Origin of the sequence: Butyrivibrio sp. FC2001 (assembly GCF_000424125.1) — a bacterium.
GTDB lineage: Bacteria > Bacillota > Clostridia > Lachnospirales > Lachnospiraceae > Butyrivibrio.
In genome coordinates this window covers 51,684-71,145 of the sequence record NZ_AUJH01000015.1, presented here as the reverse complement: position 1 = coordinate 71,145, position 19,462 = coordinate 51,684, and the positions used below count along the sequence as shown (strand labels likewise).

Annotated in this window: 22 protein-coding genes; 3 read left to right on the top strand and 19 right to left on the bottom strand. The window is 43.1% G+C overall.

All coding sequences use genetic code 11. The features are described 5' to 3' along the window. Positions 1–5: 5 nt before the first annotated feature. From G601_RS0109210 to G601_RS0109150, 13 genes are all read right to left on the bottom strand, one after another. On the bottom strand, positions 6–560 hold the full coding sequence (locus G601_RS0109210) for a GNAT family N-acetyltransferase (RefSeq protein ID WP_026665161.1): 555 nt from the start codon (positions 558–560) through the stop codon (positions 6–8). A 60-nt stretch (positions 561–620) separates the two neighbouring features. Beyond that, the gene (locus tag G601_RS0109205) at positions 621–2,072 is read right to left on the bottom strand and encodes a sensor histidine kinase (protein ID WP_026665160.1); all 1,452 of its coding nucleotides are present in this window, start codon (positions 2,070–2,072) and stop codon (positions 621–623) included. Then, positions 2,060–2,722 (bottom strand): response regulator transcription factor, encoded by a 663-nt coding sequence (locus G601_RS0109200; RefSeq protein ID WP_026491948.1) that lies wholly within the window; start codon positions 2,720–2,722, stop codon positions 2,060–2,062. The genes G601_RS0109205 and G601_RS0109200 overlap by 13 nt, the downstream gene beginning before the upstream one ends. A 527-nt stretch (positions 2,723–3,249) precedes the next feature. Continuing rightward, positions 3,250–4,047: a lantibiotic immunity ABC transporter MutG family permease subunit gene (locus G601_RS0109195; RefSeq protein ID WP_026665159.1), complete on the bottom strand. Its 798-nt coding sequence runs from the start codon at positions 4,045–4,047 to the stop codon at positions 3,250–3,252. Positions 4,048–4,049: 2 nt separating this feature from the next. Next, positions 4,050–4,790, bottom strand: a complete 741-nt coding sequence (locus tag G601_RS0109190; RefSeq protein ID WP_255346195.1) for a lantibiotic immunity ABC transporter MutE/EpiE family permease subunit — start codon at positions 4,788–4,790, stop codon at positions 4,050–4,052. A gap of 69 nt (positions 4,791–4,859) precedes the next feature. Beyond that, positions 4,860–5,570 (bottom strand): lantibiotic protection ABC transporter ATP-binding protein, encoded by a 711-nt coding sequence (locus G601_RS0109185; protein ID WP_026491945.1) that lies wholly within the window; start codon positions 5,568–5,570, stop codon positions 4,860–4,862. Further along, the gene (locus tag G601_RS0109180; RefSeq protein WP_026665157.1) at positions 5,548–5,739 is read right to left on the bottom strand and encodes a hypothetical protein; all 192 of its coding nucleotides are present in this window, start codon (positions 5,737–5,739) and stop codon (positions 5,548–5,550) included. The genes G601_RS0109185 and G601_RS0109180 overlap by 23 nt, the downstream gene beginning before the upstream one ends. Then, positions 5,740–6,897 (bottom strand): macrolide family glycosyltransferase, encoded by a 1,158-nt coding sequence (locus tag G601_RS0109175; RefSeq protein WP_026665156.1) that lies wholly within the window; start codon positions 6,895–6,897, stop codon positions 5,740–5,742. Positions 6,898–6,926: 29 nt separating this feature from the next. Then, complete coding sequence (locus G601_RS27215) at positions 6,927–7,850, bottom strand: GNAT family N-acetyltransferase (protein WP_330368826.1); 924 nt, start codon at positions 7,848–7,850, stop codon at positions 6,927–6,929. A gap of 18 nt (positions 7,851–7,868) precedes the next feature. After that, entirely contained in the window at positions 7,869–8,333 is a 465-nt protein-coding gene (locus tag G601_RS0109165) for a GNAT family N-acetyltransferase (RefSeq protein WP_026491941.1), read from the bottom strand. Between the two features lie 69 nt (positions 8,334–8,402). Continuing rightward, a complete protein-coding gene (locus G601_RS0109160) occupies positions 8,403–8,951 on the bottom strand; it encodes a GNAT family N-acetyltransferase (protein ID WP_026665154.1) in 549 nt (182 codons plus the stop codon). Between the two features lie 483 nt (positions 8,952–9,434). After that, complete coding sequence (locus G601_RS24945; RefSeq protein ID WP_051205705.1) at positions 9,435–10,004, bottom strand: histidine phosphatase family protein; 570 nt, start codon at positions 10,002–10,004, stop codon at positions 9,435–9,437. 101 nt (positions 10,005–10,105) lie between these two features. Beyond that, positions 10,106–10,978: an SPL family radical SAM protein gene (locus G601_RS0109150; protein ID WP_026665153.1), complete on the bottom strand. Its 873-nt coding sequence runs from the start codon at positions 10,976–10,978 to the stop codon at positions 10,106–10,108. A gap of 278 nt (positions 10,979–11,256) precedes the next feature. Between G601_RS0109150 and G601_RS0109145 the strand changes: the two genes are divergently transcribed. Continuing rightward, positions 11,257–12,618, top strand: a complete 1,362-nt coding sequence (locus G601_RS0109145; protein WP_026665152.1) for a TrkH family potassium uptake protein — start codon at positions 11,257–11,259, stop codon at positions 12,616–12,618. 49 nt (positions 12,619–12,667) lie between these two features. Beyond that, positions 12,668–13,312, top strand: a complete 645-nt coding sequence (locus G601_RS0109140) for a potassium channel family protein (protein ID WP_026665151.1) — start codon at positions 12,668–12,670, stop codon at positions 13,310–13,312. Between the two features lie 83 nt (positions 13,313–13,395). Here G601_RS0109140 and G601_RS27090 read toward each other — a convergent pair whose 3' ends face one another. Next, positions 13,396–13,524: a hypothetical protein gene (locus G601_RS27090; protein ID WP_255346194.1), complete on the bottom strand. Its 129-nt coding sequence runs from the start codon at positions 13,522–13,524 to the stop codon at positions 13,396–13,398. A 343-nt stretch (positions 13,525–13,867) separates the two neighbouring features. On the opposite strand from G601_RS27090, the gene G601_RS0109130 reads away from it, so the two are divergent. Then, positions 13,868–14,293 carry a helix-turn-helix transcriptional regulator gene (locus G601_RS0109130; protein WP_026665150.1) on the top strand — a complete coding sequence of 142 codons (426 nt, stop codon included), beginning with the start codon at positions 13,868–13,870 and terminating at the stop codon, positions 14,291–14,293. 136 nt (positions 14,294–14,429) lie between these two features. On the opposite strand, the gene G601_RS22655 is transcribed toward G601_RS0109130, so the two are convergent. From G601_RS22655 to G601_RS0109105, 5 genes are all read right to left on the bottom strand, one after another. Then, entirely contained in the window at positions 14,430–15,404 is a 975-nt protein-coding gene (locus G601_RS22655) for a GTP-binding protein (RefSeq protein ID WP_051205704.1), read from the bottom strand. A 48-nt stretch (positions 15,405–15,452) separates the two neighbouring features. Beyond that, the gene (locus tag G601_RS0109120) at positions 15,453–16,520 is read right to left on the bottom strand and encodes an NAD(P)-dependent alcohol dehydrogenase (RefSeq protein ID WP_026491934.1); all 1,068 of its coding nucleotides are present in this window, start codon (positions 16,518–16,520) and stop codon (positions 15,453–15,455) included. 174 nt (positions 16,521–16,694) lie between these two features. Continuing rightward, positions 16,695–18,059 carry an MATE family efflux transporter gene (locus tag G601_RS0109115; protein WP_026665149.1) on the bottom strand — a complete coding sequence of 455 codons (1,365 nt, stop codon included), beginning with the start codon at positions 18,057–18,059 and terminating at the stop codon, positions 16,695–16,697. Positions 18,060–18,198: 139 nt separating this feature from the next. Beyond that, positions 18,199–18,663, bottom strand: a complete 465-nt coding sequence (locus tag G601_RS0109110) for a hypothetical protein (protein WP_026665148.1) — start codon at positions 18,661–18,663, stop codon at positions 18,199–18,201. A gap of 35 nt (positions 18,664–18,698) precedes the next feature. After that, positions 18,699–19,421 carry a hypothetical protein gene (locus G601_RS0109105; RefSeq protein ID WP_026491931.1) on the bottom strand — a complete coding sequence of 241 codons (723 nt, stop codon included), beginning with the start codon at positions 19,419–19,421 and terminating at the stop codon, positions 18,699–18,701. Positions 19,422–19,462: the final 41 nt, after the last annotated feature.

Below are 19,462 nucleotides of genomic sequence, written 5' to 3'. Positions count from 1 at the left end.
AAAAATCAGCTGTCCAATATATTTACCATTATTATTTCATCGCAGTAGGTTCCATCCTTGAGTTTGAAGGCTCTTGGATTCATGCCATACTCCTTGAAGCCACACTTTTTATACACGTGATGGGCGATGTCGTTATCACTATATACTCCAAGCTCCACCTGTTCGAATCCGTTTCTTTTTGCCTGCTCAAGTGCAAGCTTCATCATGAAGCTGCCAAGCCCCATCCTGGTATAATCCTGAAGTATAGACATCCCAAGATATGCTCTGTGAAGATACTTTATGTGGGGCTTTATCAGCATTACTCCCAGCTCTCCAACAACCTCATCTCCATAAAAGGCTGTTACCATGAAGTCTCTTTCACTTTTTTCTATATCTTCAAGAACGCTTTTTAACCGCTCTCCGTTAAAGGGACCATCTTCCGGCTCTCTTGCCAGAAAGTGCGTCTCCGCTGCGGTTGTCTCCCTTAGTGCTTTTATCTTCGTTGCATCCTCAGGGCCTGAACTTTTAATGATGAGCTCTCGACCGTCCGGTAATGTGAATTTTTGTTCCTCTATTTTCATTTTGTCTCCATCTACTGTTTTATTTGCAAAATAGTCTAAACAAAGATTTTAGTGTCTCGCTTAAGCCGGCTGGCAAAATGTAATCTCTACCTTTGCTCCACCTGTCTCCTTGGAATTTGAAAGCTCTATGCTGCCACCATGCTCCTTGGCCACTCTCTTTGCAAAGAAGAGACCGATACCATAGTGAGAGCCGCCGGTTCTACTGGTATCATCCATGAAGAACTGCTCGGTGCCATGGGCAAGAGCTTCAGGTGTGAAGCCACTTCCGGAATCTTCGACTGTAAAAGTAAGCTCCGTTCCATTCAAAAGCGACATAATGTTTATCACTCCGCCCTCAGGAGTGTGCTCTGCTGCATTTCGTATTACGTTCATAACAGCTCTTACAACCTGATCATAGACGATATTTATTACAGCGGTGTCATCCTCTAAGTTTGTCACAGGCTTTCCATTGTTGTCTGTCACTCCGCTAAGCTCACTTCCTGATTCACCCTTCCAGTTTACTTTTAAATGATAAACCTCTGAAAGCCCCATTGTCTGCTTTTTAATGTCACTAATAAGCTCTGAAACCCGAACCTTAACAGGCGCCTGCTTAACACCCTCCTGAGACTTTGTTACCTCTATCAGTGTCTGCACATAGTTCTGAATCTGAATTGCACTGCCTGAAATATAGTCGGCATAGTTTTTCTGCTCATCTGTAAGCTCAGTCTCAAAAAGAAGCTCCGAGTTACCGCGAACCACTGTAAGCGGAGTCTTAATGTCGTGGGCAAGAGCTGACATCTGCCTGTTCTTTTCCTGCTCGGTCTTCCACTGCTTCTGAAGAGAGGTCTTCAGCGCGTATCGCATATCGTCCATTGAGGCAAGACACTCGTCAATCTCTCTTACTCCTGAATATGTAACCTGAAAATCGAGGTTCTGATCGCCGATCTCTTTTATCGCATCCCTCATGGTTGTCAGCTTGGACCTGATTCTTTTTCCAAAGCCAACCGCAAATATCTGCATGATTATAAGGCACCCAACTATAATAAAAATCGTCAGGAATTTTTCAGGATCAGGCAGATATCTTCGAATAAATCTCGATTTAAATTGCGGTGTTATACTATATTGCAAAACAACATACTCATCGGTTCTAGAAATAACCTTGTAAAAATATTTATCATTTATGGTTCGATTGTTTGCCGCATTCCATGCTGATTTTAATGAATCTTCTGCCAGGTTACCCAAGAGTACTTCCCCATCCTTAGAAAACACCACATAGCTGCAGAAATCCGGAATCAGATCCTCCGTAACCTCATCTGCATTTATTATGTTTATATAGATGTCATCAATCTGTTCTTCAGCGTAGTTTGCAGGATAAATCTCACCGTAGGTTATCAGCACATTAAACAGAAACCATGAAAAAGCCACCCAGAGAAGCAATGCAAATCCCATCAAAAATGTATAGGTTTCAAACATGCTCCCAAGGCTCCTGATTCCCCTCTTATTCTTTTTGTCCTTACTTCTTACTCTTCCCATTTATATCCAATCCCCCAAACTGTTTTGATTGGCATGTAATCGTAGCCTGACAGCTTTGTTCTGATGTTTTTTACATGTGTGATTATCGTGCTGTCGCTACTGTCGCTGTCATATCCAAGCACCTTTTCCAGTATCTGCTCCTTTGAAAAAATCTGGCCACGGTTCTTTGCCAGAAACTCGCAGATATCGTACTCAGCCTTTGTAAGAGTAATCTGCTTTTCATCAAGCATCATCTGTCTGGCCTCAAGCATGAAGCAGATTCTTCCAAGGGAAAGTCTTGCTACATGCTCACGCTTTTCCCTTCTAAGGTGCGCTCCTATCCTGGCCCTAAGCTCCATAACCCCAAAGGGCTTGCAGATATAATCGTCTGCTCCGAGAGCCAGCCCGTTCACAAGACTTGTCTCATCCGTCTTGGCTGTGATAAATAAAATCGGACAATCCACCTGATTCCTGATTTTTGTGCATAGCTCAAATCCATCTATTCCCGGCATCATCACGTCAAGAAGGATCAGGTCATAATTCCCCAGCTTGTCATTTTCTATCTTTGTCGGATCATCTAATTTTGTAACTGTGTGTGCGTCCTTTGTAAGGACATTCCCTATCATGTTTAAAATGGCGATATCGTCGTCAACTGCAAGTATGTTTGCCATATTTTCTTTTCATCCTTTTTTATTTCACTCTGTACTTAACTATATGCTTACGATTTTTGTGTATTTCGGAAGGGCACTACATGCCCTGGCTCAATATGATAGTTGCCTAGTAGTGGTGACTTCTGTATTTCCCTTACCTACTTGATATATCTATTGTATAGGACAATAGTCACGTAGACATATGCCTTAATGAAGCCCTTTCCTACGCGCCATATCTATGGTTAGTAAATAGTCACGTAGACACATACCTCAATAGAGCCCTTACCTACGGGACCTATAGAACTTTTCGAGCAAATGTCGCGGAGTTCCCACCAAATGGTTATTTTGGACTACGTGTTTAATTTCTTTTTCGGACTTACTACAAGTAACTAAACCGCAAAGCCTGTCTCATGACCATCCCATATAGACATACCCTATAGTTATCCCATATAGACATCCCATATAGTTCTCCCATTTAGTTATCACATATAGGCATCCAATATAAATCTTATATAAATCCCATATAGAAGAACTGCCCTTACTCAGGTTTATTCCACTATCCTGCTTCCCTCATAGTTCCTGGCAAAACCAAAATAGCATACAAGACTTACTGCCAGAAAAGCCAGGTAAATCATGCATATCGACAGCCCCAAGCTAGCAAAACCAATAATAAAGTTTGCAGGAAGCTGCGAGCCTGCCACAGTCCCCTCTACAGAATTCCCCAGCGCAATACCAAGGTACGCCTCAGGCATTCTGGCTGTCCATGAAAACGGCACGATCTTCCAGATGTACATTCCGAGATCAGTCAGTAAAAGTGCGCTGATAAGTCCCGAGAAAAATCCTGCACCGATCGTTACTCCTTTTCCTAATAAATAGGCAAGTATGGTATGCCAGATGTATAACGGAATCCCAGCAAGCCATATCAAAAGTGCTGCCACAATATAGACTCCCATCCCGGCACTGCCCTGCCCAAGGACATTCTCAAATCCATATCCAAATAAAACTGCTGATAAGATTAAGGCGACGATGCTAAACAAAACCAGTACTACTACCTTGGAAAAGAGCGCTGCGGTCTTGCTCTTCAAAGTAAGAAGATTCTGAAACGCTCCCGCATTTTGCTCCTGTTCCATTGTACTTGCTGTGATTATTCCAATCAATATGGGAAATGAAACTCCGAGGGTCTCATAAAAAGCCATTATCTTGTCAGCCTCATCAAAGCCACCTCCGGATACGGCGTAATATAAGAGAAACATTACGCTTACGATTATCGGAATAACTATATGTGCTACCAGCACAGAGCTTCTTTTCATCTTATAAAAATCTGCATGAAGGCATCTCATAAACATCTTTACTTCACCTCTCTTTTTTCAAACCAGTTAAGATACAGAAAGCTTAAAGCTACAAACCAGAATATTGAAATAATGATTCCCGGAAGGATCACTCCTGCATCAAGTAAAGGATTACCTGCCTCTGCCCTTAAGCCATTGGGGAGCACATGTAAAAGAGGAGTAACAACTCTCATCGGGATCGCAGATACAAAGAAAAACCATTTTCCTGAGGGCGCTGCTATAATTCCAAAAACTGTGATTCCAAGGCAGATTACAAGCTCTGCTATCATTCCGAACTTTTCACTTAAGAATAAAAACAGCGGAATCTGCCACAGCTCAACGATTGTAAGAACGACTACTGCTGCCGCTGCACCAAGAGCCGGAACACTTGTAGTTAAGAGCTTTCCTCCAAGGAGTGCCCCGATGAACAGGAGCATATTTGAAATAAAAATAAGGCATCCTAAGTAAACAATTTTTCCAAGCATCAGCACTCTCTTATCTGTAGAAAGTGTTTTGAGATTGTAGTATCCAGTCTTCCTCTCCCTGACAACTGAGAGATAACTTACGATTGCCAGCATACCCGGAAGAAGCAGTGTATACCACCAGTTCCAGGCGCTCTCCGAATATGAATTTATCATCCCTACTGTCAGCACAAACGCCATAGCAAGAGCAATAACAGGAAATGCAAAAATGAGCCTGCTGCCCATGGTTCTTCTAGATTTTAAAAATTCTGCCTTTACGATTTTAAACAACTTCTCCACCAACCTTTCCAAATTCTCAATAGTCTTGTTTCACCAGAATTTCTGTAGCTTCCACTAAGCCGCTACTGCTTACGCTGTATGCGCAAGCTTCTGATTTTTCCTCACAACATCCATGAAAAGCTCCTCAAGATTCTCACCCTGCTGCAACTTTCCTTCGTATCCCAAAACTCCGTCTGAGATTATTCCAACATAATCTGCTGTAAGCTGAACCTCAGATAAAATGTGGCTTGACAGGATCACTGTGATTCCCTTCTTCGGGAATGAGCGAATGAGCTCCCTCAGTTCCTCGATTCCTATGGGATCAAGACCGTTTGTGGGCTCGTCCAATATCAGAAGCTTAGGATTTCCAAGAAGTGCCAGTGCAATTCCGAGTCTTTGTTTCATTCCGAGTGAAAACTGGCCTGCCCTCTTTTTTCCTGTATTTTCAAGTGAGACAGTTTTCAGGGCTTCGTCAATTCTGCTTTTATCAACTCCAAGAAGAATTGCTCTGACTTCAAGATTTTCTCTTGCTGTGAGATTTTCATAGATAGGCGGATTCTCTATCAGGGCGCCGATTTCATCAAGCACGCCTCTGTTCCAGGGCTTCCCGTCATAGATGATTTCTCCGCTTGTAGACTTTAAGATGCCTGTGATCATTTTCAATGTGGTGGACTTCCCGGCGCCGTTTGGCCCCAGGAGTCCGTACACACAGGCCTTTGGTATGTTAAGTGAAACTTTATTTACAGCTATCTGCTTTTTGAATTTCTTAGTAAGTTCATTAGTCTGAAGCATCATTTCCATTTTTAATCCCCTTCTTTCTTTTTCCAAGATTTATCCTGAAAATAGAATATGAGGAAAAAATAAAGATTTGATGAAGATACAAAATATTTTTAAAAAATGAACCACCAACCCCGTCCCCTAGGGCCATTCCGAAGCTCGATGGACCACCAACCCCGTCCCCTGGGACCATTTAGCTGCCTATCTGTTCGATAAAAGCGACAGCTTCTGCGATTCCGCCGGATTGCTTAAAGCTTTCCGAAACCTTTTCTGCTCCTTCTTTAAAGCTCTTTTCCTTTATAATTCTTGTGACACTTTTGAAAATGTCGTCCTTTTCAATTGAAGGAAGCCTTAGTCCTGCATCCAGCTCCTCTGCTCTTTTTGCCACAGCATCCTGCTCGGGAGTCTGCGGGAAAAGAATAAGCGGAACGCCAAAATACAGTCCTTCGGATGCAGAGTTCATACCGCAGTGAGTAATGAAGGCATCTGCAATAGACAAAACAGCCATCTGATCGACACTCTCATAAATCTCGATGTTGTCAGGGAGATTGTCAAAGTGATCCGTATTTGTTCCCATTGAGAAGATCACCTGGTAATCAGTTTTTCCAAACACATCAATGCAGTTCCTGTAAAAATCGCGGTTCTGATTAATGGTGCCCATGGAAATATAAACCGTCTTCTCCGCGGTTTTTTTGAACTCGTCCGTGATAGGTCTGATGGAAGGGCCTACAAAATGGTATCTGTCCGAGAAGGTCTCCGAGCAGGGCTGGAAGTACTTCGACGTATAAACAATAGTGTTTGTATCGTTGTCGTTCTGAACAATGTCCAGAAGTCCTTTTATCGGATAGCCCTTATCCTGAAGACGCTTAATCTGCTTATTTACCTTAGGCATCTCAACTATCATTTTCAAGTTTTCTCCAAGACCATGCTTCATATACTTTGCAGAGTATCTGTTGAAGGCGAAGGTCGTTGTGGAGCAGATAAACGGAAGTCCGTGCTTCATGGCAGCAAGCTTTCCCCAATAAGCGACAGAGTCTGCAACTATTACATCAGGCTTAAGCTCCTCAATTTTCTCAGTAACCATCTCATCAAGAGCAAGGGTGGATGATACGAGAAGCTCAACCGCAAAGGCCTTATCCTTTCCGACGCGGTCTGCGTTTTCCTTATCCTCCATATTGAAATCATATCCATCACATGGAAAGAAAATCGCTCCGGCATCTTCAAGCTTTTCCCTGAACATCTCAAAAGAAAAATAATATATCGTATGTCCAGCTTCGGTCAGCGCTTTGACAAGGCCCAATGTAGGATTGGTGTGCCCGTATGCAGGTATGCAAAACCATGCTATTTTCATATCTCTTACCCCTCAAAATCAAACAGTTTTTAAAGTGCCATCACATATATCTGGCAGGGATTAGCCTCGTCCCAGAGAAGCGGAAACACCTCAAATTCCTTAAAGCCAAGTGACAAATAGAAACGATTGGTGTCATCATAATCATCGTATTTTCCCATCTGCACTGTCTTAACCTGCAAAAATTCATAGCCCTGGAACACTGCCTTTTCCTTAAGCCTGGCAAAAAGCCTTCTTCCAATTCCATCTCTGTGATACTCCTTTAAAACGCCCATTACATAGATTTCTGCTGTGCTTTTTCCTGTTTCAGTAAGGGTGATAAAGCCCACCGGCTTGTCACCATCAAAGGCTGCAAAGAAAATCTTGTCTGCGCTTGTAACAATGTATTCCTCTCTGCTCTCTGGAATTCCAAACCAGTCCGTAAGCGCTTCAAGAATAAGCCTTGCAATTTTCTGCTTTTCCTCAGGTTCAGTCACTTCACGAATTTGGAACCTTTCAGCTTTCTCACACTTTTCATTCTCCCAGTGCTTTCCCATGATCGCGAAATTGTTCGCAGCATAATATCCGGCTTTTTCATAGAAGTGCATGTGGTGCTCATCGTTTACTGATAAAAATTCGATATGCTCTGCGCCGTTTTCCTTAACAAGCTTCTCAAGCTCAGCAAGGAACTGTGAGCCGTAGCCCTTTCCCTGATAGCCATCAAAGATCACGATCTCCTCAAGGAAATATGCAAGGATGTCATCGTACTGCTTGTAATAGCCCATGACGAAGCCTGTCATGTTGCCGTTATCATCATACTGAACCAGGCACTTCGCACCATTCGTTGTCATTACCTGATGAATTCTTGTGTAAGCAGTTTCGTAGGTCCAGCAACCCTCCTCCTGGCCGTTATAGTATTCAACATATTTATTTACAACTTCTTCTAGTTCTTTATTTGTAATGTCTGTGTATTTCATATCTAGCCTTTCAAAATTTTAAAGTTCTTTTTTTACAAGAACAATCTGCTCTGTTCGTGTTTCCTCTGTGAAACCATGTCTAAGGAACATCTCTACGGAAGGGTTATCGATCGCGATATCATCAAAAAGAATTTCGATGCCATTTTCCTTTGCTGACTGGCACAGCATATCCAGACCTTCACTGCCGTAGCCCCTACCTCTGTACTTTGCATGGATTATCACATCTGTGACAAATCCCCGGAGAATGTCGTCAAAGCGGTAGGCTATCTCGCCAACCAGCTCTCCCTCCTCATTTTTCAAATATCTGTAAAACCTTCTGTTCTCATGATTAACGATCCAGTGGTCATACCAGCCCTGCCACTTCTTCTTGGGAAACGGAACCGTCCCGCCCCAGGTGTGGTTGTAGGACATGGTCTCCTCGTCCTCCATCATGGTCTTTTTAAACCACAGATCCTCATATTTTGGTGTGTATAAACTCAGCATGAAATCCCCCATTTTATTTATGCCTGATTATCTGTTATCTACTCTATGACTTATATGAACTTTCAACGTTTATACTATCTTCTTCTCCATAAGATAGAATCTGCCTTTTCTCCAGTCCGCATGTCCGCGCTTCTCGTAGCCATTCTTTTCATAGAGCCTCAGTGCGAATGGATTCTCTGAAAAGACGTCAAGCCTCACGGAATCAAATCCCATATCCACCAGCTGACCCTCGATTTTATCAAGAAGCTTTTTACCTATTCCCTTGTTCTGCTGTCCCGGAGCCACGCACAATCTGTGAATTATGCAGGCGTTGTCATACTCCCAGCTGGCATTGTTGTAGGCATCGTCAGACTCTGTACTTATAACGTAGATTGCAGCAAGATTGCTGTCTGTTAGCTTCTCATTATTTGTATCAGCACTACTTTCTTCCGAATCGAGATTGTCATCATCAATTACCACATATAATGTCTGTTTCTTTATATCATACTCAAAATCTTCCTTTGCAGGATAAATCTCATCCCATTGCTCTATCCCCTGTGAGGACATAAGCTCCTTCGCGGAGTCTACCATCCTGCTGATCTCTTCTACATCTTCAAGTCTTCCTAATCTGTAATTCATTTTTTCCTCCAGTAATTATTTCTAGTATTACAATTCAGTCTATATACATTCTATTTCTTTTTGGGTTGACCTTAATGATCATCTTATATTAACCTTTACGTCAATTCTCTATTTTTCTTTTCTACCGGCGTACATAACATGCCTTGGTTTCTGGTGGCTTGCAACCGGTGAACTAATTTGTTCGCGAATAGACGTAACATCAACCGTGAAGTTTTTCCCGCAAATGAACCAATATGGGAAAATCCTCCCTCATAGACTGAACACTCCTTAATATATCAATTCATCCGTGCAACCGGTATTCTAACTTGTTCGCGCATAGACGTAACGGCAACCGAAAAGTTACTCCCGCAGATGAACCAGAATGTAATAATTCTTCCTCCCGACGTAACGCCCGATCCCCACAGCCCTGATTGTTCTTAGATTCTGAGCCAGAGGTGCTTCCCAGCCACCGCGTAAGCGGCTTGCCCTACCTGGGTCTACCTGTCACACCGGAAAAAGAATCCTAAACCCGGCTTCCTTCCCCTCTTCCACCTCAACACATAAGGCATTGCCCTGAATAATCGGATATTCTCTGTCCCAATAATTCATCTTGTAATCTGACAGCACATCACGAAGCGCAGTCAGGAATGCACCGTGGGATACTATCATCACTCTGGCATCCTTGGAAAATGAATACTTATGAAGTGCCTTTCCTGCCCTCTCGCATAAAGCCTCATAGCCTTCAACACCGTACTGCGGATCTTCAAAGTCAACGCCAGAGTTCCAGTCTACACCCTCAAGCTTCCCAAAATCTCTCTCAATAAAAGCAGGGTCCGTTATAATGTCACCGGTAAATCCGATCTTGTCTGCGATGATGCGGGCACTCTCTCCTGCTCTGTCCAGAGGGCTTGAAATCATGGCATCTACCTTAAGTCCGATGCCAGCCATCTTATCCGCAAGGTTATTCATCTGTAAAATGCCGTCAGCATTCATGGGAATATTTGCATGTCCCTGGAGCCTGGTTTCAAGATTCCAGTCTGTCTGCCCATGTCTTACAAGATAAAAAATCATCATCCAATCCTTCTTAAAATATCCTTCTTTGAAAGGCCGTTGCAATTCCTCACATCAACAACAGCCATACATATATAAGTCCGAATAATTATCAATTCGTTACATCAAAATAAGCTCATCTGCTGATATTTTTCCGGAAGCTCATGCATATAGTTAAAGCAGTCATCCGGTTTATAGAGCATATCATTTTCCCTGCACACCTTCCTGAGAAGTGCCATCAGCTCCTTTGAATTCGGGCTTGGCAGCTCATAGGAATTACCGTAGCTCTCAATATATTTCTTTTTCAGTCCGGGAAAATGCCTATCCAAAGCTTCATAGTAATACTCTCTGTCGCCTTCCCTGAGTGTCAGTCCCATTCCGAAATCTATGATTCCCTTAACCCCGGCATCCACGCAGGCATCAAGTATCTGCCCCACGTTATCTCTGGTGTCATTTATAAAGGGAAGAATCGGTGTCAGCCATACTATGGTAGGAATCCCCCGCCTTTGCATCTCCTTAAGGACCTCAATTCGCCTCTTTGTATTACATACATTTGGCTCTAAGATACTGCACAGCTCATCATCAAAGGTCGTCAGCGTTATCTGGACCACACATTTTGCCTTCCTGTTTATTTCTTCAAGAAGATCGATATCCCTAAGGATCCTGTCGGACTTTGTCTGAATAGCAAGACCAAACTCGTAGTCCCTTATTATCGCAAGGCACTTCCTTGTAAGTCCCAGCTCCATCTCGCAGTGCATATAGGGATCAGACATGGAACCTGTTCCGATCATGCACTTCTTTCTCTTGGACTTAAGAGCTGCCTCAAGAAGCTGCGGTGCATTCTGCTTAACCTCGATATCTTCAAAGGGATGCGTAAACTGATAGCACTTACTCCTGCTGTCACAATAGATACAGCCGTGAGTGCAGCCACGATAGATATTCATCCCACAGCCTCCACCGCTTGTGGTCAGTATTCCCTTAGCATCAACAAAGTGCATTTTGCCTCACTTTCCACATTCCTTTTAATTCTTAAAGCCTGTTTTAGTGTCATTTTTATATCAAAAAACAAAACACCCATAGACTTTATTATAGTAAACACAACATGCTGCTGCCAAGAGCAAGCCCACGGATTTTCTCTATATTTGCACTGATTTTATTTAGTTGTTGTCACATACAAATGCTTGTAATATACTGATGTAATGATTTTTGGGAAAAAGCTGTGCTATAGGAATACAGCCGATTGAAATACCCGTTCAAAAAAGAGGATATTATACATATGAATTTATCAAGAATATCATCCATGAGATTGATTCCGCTGAGCTTTCTGGTGGCAATTCTTTTTGGTGCTTTTTTACTGACACTGCCGATCTCATCTGCTGACGGAACCTGGACGAATTTTGTCACAGCACTTTTTACCGCGACTACCTCCGTCTGCGTTACCGGACTGACGGTAGTTGATACCTCCAGCTACTGGAGCACCTTCGGACATGTAGTTATTCTGTTTCTTATACAGATCGGAGGTTTTGGTATCATCACCGTCATCTCCATGATAATGCTCCTGTCCCGGAAGAAGTTCTCCCTCAGTGAAAGGAAAATGCTTCAGGATTCCCTTAACCTCGATACGGATTCAGGAATTCTGAAGGTCCTTGTAAAAATCTTCAAGGGCACCTTTTCCATAGAGCTTCTTGGCGCTGTTATCTATTGCTTTGCCTTTGTTCCGAGGTTTGGACCTGTGGGTGTATGGTATTCATTTTTCAATTCCATATCCGCCTTCTGTAACGCCGGCATAGATATCCTTGGCTCCGACAGCCTTATGAGCTACTCATCAAATCCACTGGTTCTTTTTAACACAATGGCACTCATAATTCTCGGAGGCCTTGGCTATGTAGTGTGGTTTGATCTTGCAAGCATTGTAAAGCGCGGTGTACAAAAACGGTTCCTCCCCTCACAGATTTTTGCAAGATTCAGTGAGCACACAAAGCTTGTATTGTCATTTACATTTATTCTTATAATGGTTGGCTGGATCACCATATTTTTTGCGGAATATAACAATCCTCTGACCCTTAAGGACATGACTCTTTTTGATAAGCTGACCAACAGCCTTTTTGAATCAGTCACCTTCAGAACGGCGGGCTTTGCTTCATTTTCACAGGCAGGACTGTCTAATACCTCCTGTGTTGCAGCCTACATTCTCATGTTTATCGGTGGCTCCCCCATAGGAACTGCCGGCGGTATTAAGACCGTGACCTTTTTCCTTGCTATGATGGGAATAATCACTTATATTAAATCCGAAGATTCCAACATAATCTTCAACAGAAAAGTAAGTGATGAATCCATGAGAAAGGCCTCCGTCATCATGTACGTAAGTATGTTTTCAGTTCTTGTATTTACACTGATGCTGGATGCAACTAATACTGTTAATCTGCAAGATGCATTTTTCGAGGTTATAAGCGCCCTTGCTACTGTCGGTCTCACAAGAGATCTCACCACAACGCTTAATACCGCAGGCCGACTCATCATCATAGTCTGCATGTATCTTGGAAGAATAGGTCCCATCTCCATGGCGATCTTCTTTGCAGGAAGAAGCAAGCCTAAGAATCAGCGCAGATATGTAGAAGGCAAATTCTTTGTGGGTTAATCCACGATAATGGATTTTGAATCAGATAATATTTTATAGGAGTATTAAAATGAGAAAATCAATAGCAGTTCTCGGACTTGGAAAATATGGACTCAGCCTTGCTCAGAGCATGTACGACATGGGCTCCGATGTCCTGATAGCAGATATTGATGAGGATAAGCTGAAGGAATCTTCACACTTCGCCACTTCTGCAATCTGTGCAGACCTCTCAAACGAAGACGAAGTTAAAAACCTCGGTCTTAAGAATCTTGATATTGTAGTTGTGGCAATGAGCCGCAATCTTGCAGCCAGCATCATGTCAGTTGCGGTTGCGAAGGAAGAAGGCGTTCCGCTTATTGTAGCCAAGAGTTCCTCTGACAGAATGACTTCCATTCTTGAAAAAATCGGTGCCGACAAGGTCATCATTCCTGAGGAATACGGTGGAAAACAATCAGCAAGGATCCTCTCCTCCGATACCTTCCTGGATTATTTTCAGGTAGATAACTCTCTGTCCATGGTTGAAATGAATCCCATGGATAAGTGGGTTGGTAAGAACCTCATAGAGCTCAACATCCGTCAGAAATACAACGTCAATGTCGTAGCTATCAAGGAAGGTGGTCACTGGATAACAGCAGATCCCAAGAGAGAGCTGCGTGCTTCCGATCAGCTCCTTATCGTCGCTGAGAGAGACTCCCTGAAACGAATTGATAAATAACAGCCATATTAAAAGCCCTGTCTGCATATCGTAGACAGGGCCTTGTTATTTTAAAACTGCTATCCATTATTTTTCATAACACATCAATCATCAATGTGATCGATGGCCTCAGTCCAGTCTGTCCACTCTTCGTTTCCAAAGCTGATAAAGGCAGGTAGAAGCGATACCGTTAATGCCATAACGCCAATTCTTCTTAGAAGTGTTCTTATCATAAGAATTACCAACCCTTTCTTCCCCTTCTTAAATCATACGTTATCAGGTGACTCTGATGTATTAAAAAAGCCTAAATATTTGGTAAATACCGCCATTCTAAAGCCTCTTCTTGAGATAAGCTATGATCTCGAGGACATTTAAATATTGGTGTGTATAGCTGCGGGCTGCTCTATTTAAGGGCTGCCCGTTTCTTATTGCTATTATGCGGCTCATCCCGAAAAAGAGCGAAGGAAAAACGGAAAGTAGGGAGTATAAAATATTTCATTTGCCTATAATTATATAGCATACTATATAATAACTTCACGTTTTTTGTATAAAATGTCTTTATAGGAGACATTTTGGATGAAAGACGCTAGTACACAAATTGGAAAAAAGCTTAAGGAGCTTCGCAAAGCCCACGGCTATACACAGACTTACATAGCATCAAACATTGATGTCAAGCAGCCTACTTATCAGCAATATGAAAGTGGCAAGCGCATTCCCAGCACTCCAATAGTCTACAAGTTAGCCAATTTCTATGGGCTTACTACAGACGAGCTGTTGAAGCTGTGTATTCCTTTGGATAATGATATCTATTATGATGCGCCCGAAAAGACTGAGCGAACTCTCGAAGAAGCAGAGCTTTCTTCCTATGGCTCATCAAAGAAGTTCGATAAGTTCAGCTCCGATGAGATTCAGATGCTCTTCTATTTTTCCAAGCTAAGTAAAGAAGCCCGCAGAGAGATTATCGACTTTGCAAAGTTCAAGGCTTCACAGGAACGCAAATAGAAATATTGCATTATACTATTCTTATATAGGCATTTGTTATATTTATATATTATTAACGCCCTTTTAGATTATTTTCTAATATAGAGAAGACGTTGCTGAGTAGTTTATTACTTCCATCAGCAGCGTCTTTTCCTTTTTATTGCGATATAGGCAGTTGCAACTTCTGTCTGTTTACATAATTCCTTGCAAAGGCCACATTTTTCCCCTTGGGAAAAGTTCCAAGACGCCGGCAGATACGGTTTTTATCAAGGTATTCGCCAATAAATACGCACTGGTTGGAATCCATGGGTGAATCCGCGATGGTGTAAAGCCCGTCTGCCAGGTCAAAGCGAAGCATCTCATTGCCAACAGGTATCGTTCCCTTGGCGCGGACCACATGTCCGAATTCTCCTCTAAGGCAGTCCTCTAAAAGGGATATGAGCTGTGCGGGATTCTCCATCACTGCACTATCTATCGTGATCTGAGAAAACCTGCTCGTATCATCCCCTGTCTCTGTTACTTCGATGCCCTCTGATGAAAGCGACATAAGCCCCTTCCACCACTCATCACTTTGCAGGGTGTAATGGCCATCTAAGATATCTGCCTCCGGGTTTATCTTCTTTATCGCAGCTTTTGTCTCCTCCAGAACTTCGGGTGACTCGCTTTCGCATTTTGAAAATACCACCGTTTTGGCATTTGCTATCTGATCCTTGTACAGAGTTTCAAACTCGCTCATGTTCTGCCTGTAGCTCCTTGGAGCAATGACCACGATAGGGTCAAGCAGTGTTACGTTCCCAACAAGTATAGGCTTTAAGTTATTTATGATGTTGCCAAGTTTCCCGACTCCGGTGGGCTCAATGACCAGGTACTCGGGAGATAGTCCTGAAAAAACCGTTAGAACAGAGTTAACAAAGCTGTCCTTCATGGTGCAGCATACGCATCCTTCCATGAATTCCAGAACCTCCAGCTTCTTCTCCCCTGTATCTGTGCTCCTTAATTCACCTGCATCTATGCTGTTATCGCCATATTCATTTTCAAGGATAACAGGATTCGTGCCTGTACGGCGGATGAGTTCTTTTATAAAAGTAGTTTTGCCGGCACCTAAAAAACCGGACACTATAAGAATATTCATATAACCTCAACAGAAGGAGCGGCACAGGGCCGCTCCCACCTTAATTTTTTATGGCTGATTATCAAGAATAACAACCGGCTTAATAAGATCAGCAGGCTTATCCTTCATGAGCTGCAGAGCCTCCGGAATGTGCTCCCAGCCGTGGAATACGTGAGTTGAAAGCTTGCTTACATCAAGTTTTCCTGATGAAACAAGTGCACCGAGCTTCTCCATACGGAGACGTCCGCCGGGCATCAGACCACCGTTGATCTGCTTGTGCCCCATACCAACACCCCACTCAACACGAGGAATAGTAACAAAGTCACCGCTTCCAAGGTAGTTAACGTTACCGATCTTTCCGCCGGGCTTAAGAGACTTGATAGCAGACTCAAAGGTCTTAACAGTACCGCCTGCAACAACAACGCGGTCAACACCCTTGCCGTCTGTGAGCTCCATAACCTGATCCTCGATGCTGCCGTTCTTGTAGCTGATGAAATCATCTGCACCATAGTACTTAGCGATCTCTACGCACTTAGGACGTGTACCAACTGCCAGGATACGGGATGCACCGCGCATGTGAACACCTGCAACTGACATAAGACCAACAGGTCCGATACCGATAACGAGAACAGTATCACCGAACTGAACGTCAGCAAGCTCTACGCCGTGGAATCCTGTGGGAACCATATCGGACAGCATACAAGCATCCTCAAGGCTCATTCCCTCAGGCATGTGTGCCAGATTACCATCTGCATCGTTTACATGGAAAAATTCAGAATCAAGACCATCCTTGAAGTTAGAGAACTTCCAGCCGGCGAGCATGCCGTTTGAATGCATGGAGTAACCACCCTGAGCTTCAAGTGAGTTCCAGTCAGGAGTAATAGCCGGAACAAGTACCTTGTCACCGGGCTTGAAGTCCTTAACCATTGAACCAACTTCAACAACCTCTGCACATCCCTCATGTCCCAGAATCATGTTGTGGCGATCCCCTACAGCGCCTTCCCATACTGTATGAACATCTGATGTACAGATAGCGATTGCCAGTGGCTTACAGATAGCGTCCATAGGTCCGCAGACCGGGCGCTCTTTCTCAATCCAACCGACTTCGCCGATTTTCAGCATCGCAAAACCTTTCATACCTTCTTCTCCTATTGTTTTATTTACATACCCATACGGGTTTGTATTCAGCAATATGATCCCCTAAAACATGTATCTATCATAACATACGAAGCACTATTGCGCCCAGCAAAATATGGAAAGCGGCCAGGACCGTATCGTCCTGACCGCTTGAAATCATACATGTTTAAATATTTAGTTTTCAGGCAAGGTGTGAACCTTTTTGCCATAGACTCTCTTAAAGAAGAAGCCTGACAGGATGAAAGATGCGATCTCCGCAATAGGGAAGGCCCACCATACCATATTTACATTACCTGTCTGTGCAAGAAGCCATGCTGCAGGAATAAGAACTACTAGCTGACGTCCAACGGAAACAACCAGTGAGTAAATACTCTCTGAAAATGCCTGGAACACTGATCCCATCGCAATACATATACCTGCAATCGGGAAGCTGAGGCTTATGATCCTGAGCGCAGGCTTACCGACGTTTATCATTTCAAGGGATGCGTTGAACAACCCAAGGAGTCTGTCAGGAATAAGCTGGAATGTAATTGTTCCGATGATCATTATTGTTGCAGCAAGTGCCATTGAGAATCTGAGCGCTTCGCGGATCCTCTTTTTCTTTTTAGCTCCAAAGTTGTAAGCAAGAACGGGAATAAGTCCGTTGTTCAGTCCGAATACCGGCATGAAGAAAAAGCTCTGAAGCTTGAAGTAAACACCAAATACAGCAGTTGCTGTGGTTGAGAAGGTGATAAGTATAATGTTCATTGCGTAGGTCATAAGTGAACCTATGGACATCATAAGAATTGAAGGAACACCTACATAGTAGATTTCTTTTACAATATCTGCTCTTGGCTTGAATATCAGTGAAGTCCTGAGGTGAATATCAGGGTTAAGACTCTTGTTGCAGTAAAGACCTATCAGTGAACCAACCACCTGTCCGAAAACAGTAGCAAGGGCTGCACCTGCAACTCCGAGCCTGGGAAGTCCAAACATACCAAAGATAAGAATGGGGTCCATTACGATGTTGATGATGGCTCCTGACATCTGGGAATACATACTGTACAGTGTTCTTCCCGTAGACTGGAGCATTCTCTCAAAGGTCATCTGGCAGAACAGTCCGATTGAGCAGCAGCAGATGATTGAAACGTATGACATACCGTATTCAAGTATCTTGGCATCATCTGTCTGAGACATCAAAAAGGGCTTTGCCACAAAGATTCCTATAAAGAGGAATATAATATAATTGATCAGGGTCAGCATCAGTGTTGTGTTAGCTGCTCTGTCCGCTCTGTCAAAATTCTTCTCACCAAGGGATCTTGAAAGCAGCGCGTTCATTCCGACGCCGGTACCTGAACCAAGAGCAATCATAAGGTTCTGAAGCGGAAACGCAAGGGTAACTGCAGTAAGTGCGCTCTCATCTATCTGCGCAACGAAAATACTATCAACTACATTGTAAAGAGCCTGTACCAGCATCGATGCCATCATGGGAAGTGACATTGATACGATCAGTTGCTTTACGGGCATTACACCCATCTTGTTTTCAGTGTATTTGGACATATATAACCTCGTAAATACTTATATTTTCAAGTGAAGCAAATGGGTTCTCATGAAAAAAGAATGCCCAAAGACATTCTTTTTTATCTGCTTCATCGCATACCAAGTAATACTACTATAAACAAGCCAAATTAACAACCGCTTAATTCTGCGTAGTCGTAGTCGCATCGTCCGAATTAAGATTGTTCGGATCATAGGTACTCTTTATGCCGGCAGCCTTATTGAAAATAGTTGCAAGTGTTCTTCCATCATTTATATGAAGCTCATGGCGATACCAGCCACCTGAAACCTTCACAAACAGGAATCCGTCGCATCTTACACTTGTTCTCTTGGTGCGTCTTACTGATTTATCAAGGAAATTAGCAAGCTCGCTGCCATTATAAATATAAGCCGCAGGGATGTACCAGCCGTTATACTTTCTGATGAATGTATACTTACCGTAGGTAACCGTGGTGTTACCTTCTTCATCCTGTCCGACCGTTATATTCATCTGGTCTTCCTTAATGCCTGTATTGGTCTTTGCAGCCGCTGCAGGTATGGAAACCAGCGATATAACCAGCGCAAAAACAATTAACGCTGCACTCAGTTTTTTAAGTACTCTCCTCATAACACTTACCCCACATAGCATTTCGTGACATTCTGTTACCCTCTTACAATTACTCCCGCAGCATTTTTTCCAATAAGCTGTAAAAGCTTCTCCCTGGCTTCATCTCTGTTTTCAGCCTCAACTTCAACTCCGAAAGCAAACTTCTTGACCTGTGCCATTCGGTCATCGTGCTCCTGAAACTGCTGCTGCATTGCTGCCAGCGAATAGTGCTGTCTCAGCTCCACTATGTCCTTTGCAACGAAGTCGGTGTATTCGGCTTTTTCGTCCTCACTCTGCGAATATTTAGCGATTATCCGCATCGTGGCACCAAGATTGAGATAGTCAGTGGCTATATAATCCTCAAGACTTTTCCAGTGAAGACCTTCCTTGTCCGGCAGTTGTGACAATCTGCTATCGATGTAGTCATCAAAGGAAATATCCTGACTTTCAAGCCAGTCCATGGCGTACATTTTCCAAATGCTCTCACGTTTATCAAATACGGCCTGATCGTGCAGGATCTGCATCTTCTTAAAAAGATCCTCAACTACAGGAACAATGTCTTCCTCGCTGGATCTTTTAATATTAAATGCACGTCCCGAAAACTGCGAGCCATCTTTCACATTCTCAAGTGAAAGAGCAAAGGAATTCTCGTCAATAAGTGACATGTTTACCGCGAGATCACCTAATCTGGCAACACAAATATTGCGGTCTTTAAGTATTGTGTCCCGCTGCTTGCAAAAAGCATGTATCATAAATTCAGGCTTAATATAGGTAAACATGGTCTACATCTTCTTCCACCTTTCACATACACTCACTCATC

Bases quoted from the DNA above. Each gene is read 5' to 3' on its own strand.
- G601_RS27215 (WP_330368826.1), bottom strand. From the start codon at position 7,850: ATGAAATACACAGACATTACAAATAAAGAACTAGAAGAAGTTGTAAAT.
- G601_RS0109120 (WP_026491934.1), bottom strand. From the start codon at position 16,520: ATGAAAGGTTTTGCGATGCTGAAAATCGGCGAAGTCGGTTGGATTGAG.
- G601_RS0109115 (WP_026665149.1), bottom strand. From the start codon at position 18,059: ATGTCCAAATACACTGAAAACAAGATGGGTGTAATGCCCGTAAAGCAA.
- G601_RS0109140 (WP_026665151.1), top strand. From the start codon at position 12,668: ATGAGAAAATCAATAGCAGTTCTCGGACTTGGAAAATATGGACTCAGC.
- G601_RS0109145 (WP_026665152.1), top strand. From the start codon at position 11,257: ATGAATTTATCAAGAATATCATCCATGAGATTGATTCCGCTGAGCTTT.
- G601_RS0109210 (WP_026665161.1), bottom strand. From the start codon at position 560: ATGAAAATAGAGGAACAAAAATTCACATTACCGGACGGTCGAGAGCTC.
- G601_RS0109175 (WP_026665156.1), bottom strand. From the start codon at position 6,897: ATGAAAATAGCATGGTTTTGCATACCTGCATACGGGCACACCAATCCT.
- G601_RS22655 (WP_051205704.1), bottom strand. From the start codon at position 15,404: ATGAATATTCTTATAGTGTCCGGTTTTTTAGGTGCCGGCAAAACTACT.
- G601_RS0109195 (WP_026665159.1), bottom strand. From the start codon at position 4,047: ATGTTTATGAGATGCCTTCATGCAGATTTTTATAAGATGAAAAGAAGC.
- G601_RS0109160 (WP_026665154.1), bottom strand. From the start codon at position 8,951: ATGAATTACAGATTAGGAAGACTTGAAGATGTAGAAGAGATCAGCAGG.
- G601_RS0109105 (WP_026491931.1), bottom strand. From the start codon at position 19,421: ATGTTTACCTATATTAAGCCTGAATTTATGATACATGCTTTTTGCAAG.
- G601_RS24945 (WP_051205705.1), bottom strand. From the start codon at position 10,004: ATGATGATTTTTTATCTTGTAAGACATGGGCAGACAGACTGGAATCTT.
- G601_RS0109205 (WP_026665160.1), bottom strand. From the start codon at position 2,072: ATGGGAAGAGTAAGAAGTAAGGACAAAAAGAATAAGAGGGGAATCAGG.
- G601_RS0109110 (WP_026665148.1), bottom strand. From the start codon at position 18,663: ATGAGGAGAGTACTTAAAAAACTGAGTGCAGCGTTAATTGTTTTTGCG.
- G601_RS0109180 (WP_026665157.1), bottom strand. From the start codon at position 5,739: ATGGTCCCAGGGGACGGGGTTGGTGGTCCATCGAGCTTCGGAATGGCC.
- G601_RS0109185 (WP_026491945.1), bottom strand. From the start codon at position 5,570: ATGGAAATGATGCTTCAGACTAATGAACTTACTAAGAAATTCAAAAAG.
- G601_RS27090 (WP_255346194.1), bottom strand. From the start codon at position 13,524: ATGATAAGAACACTTCTAAGAAGAATTGGCGTTATGGCATTAACGGTA.
- G601_RS0109165 (WP_026491941.1), bottom strand. From the start codon at position 8,333: ATGCTGAGTTTATACACACCAAAATATGAGGATCTGTGGTTTAAAAAG.
- G601_RS0109150 (WP_026665153.1), bottom strand. From the start codon at position 10,978: ATGCACTTTGTTGATGCTAAGGGAATACTGACCACAAGCGGTGGAGGC.
- G601_RS0109130 (WP_026665150.1), top strand. From the start codon at position 13,868: ATGAAAGACGCTAGTACACAAATTGGAAAAAAGCTTAAGGAGCTTCGC.
- G601_RS0109200 (WP_026491948.1), bottom strand. From the start codon at position 2,722: ATGGCAAACATACTTGCAGTTGACGACGATATCGCCATTTTAAACATG.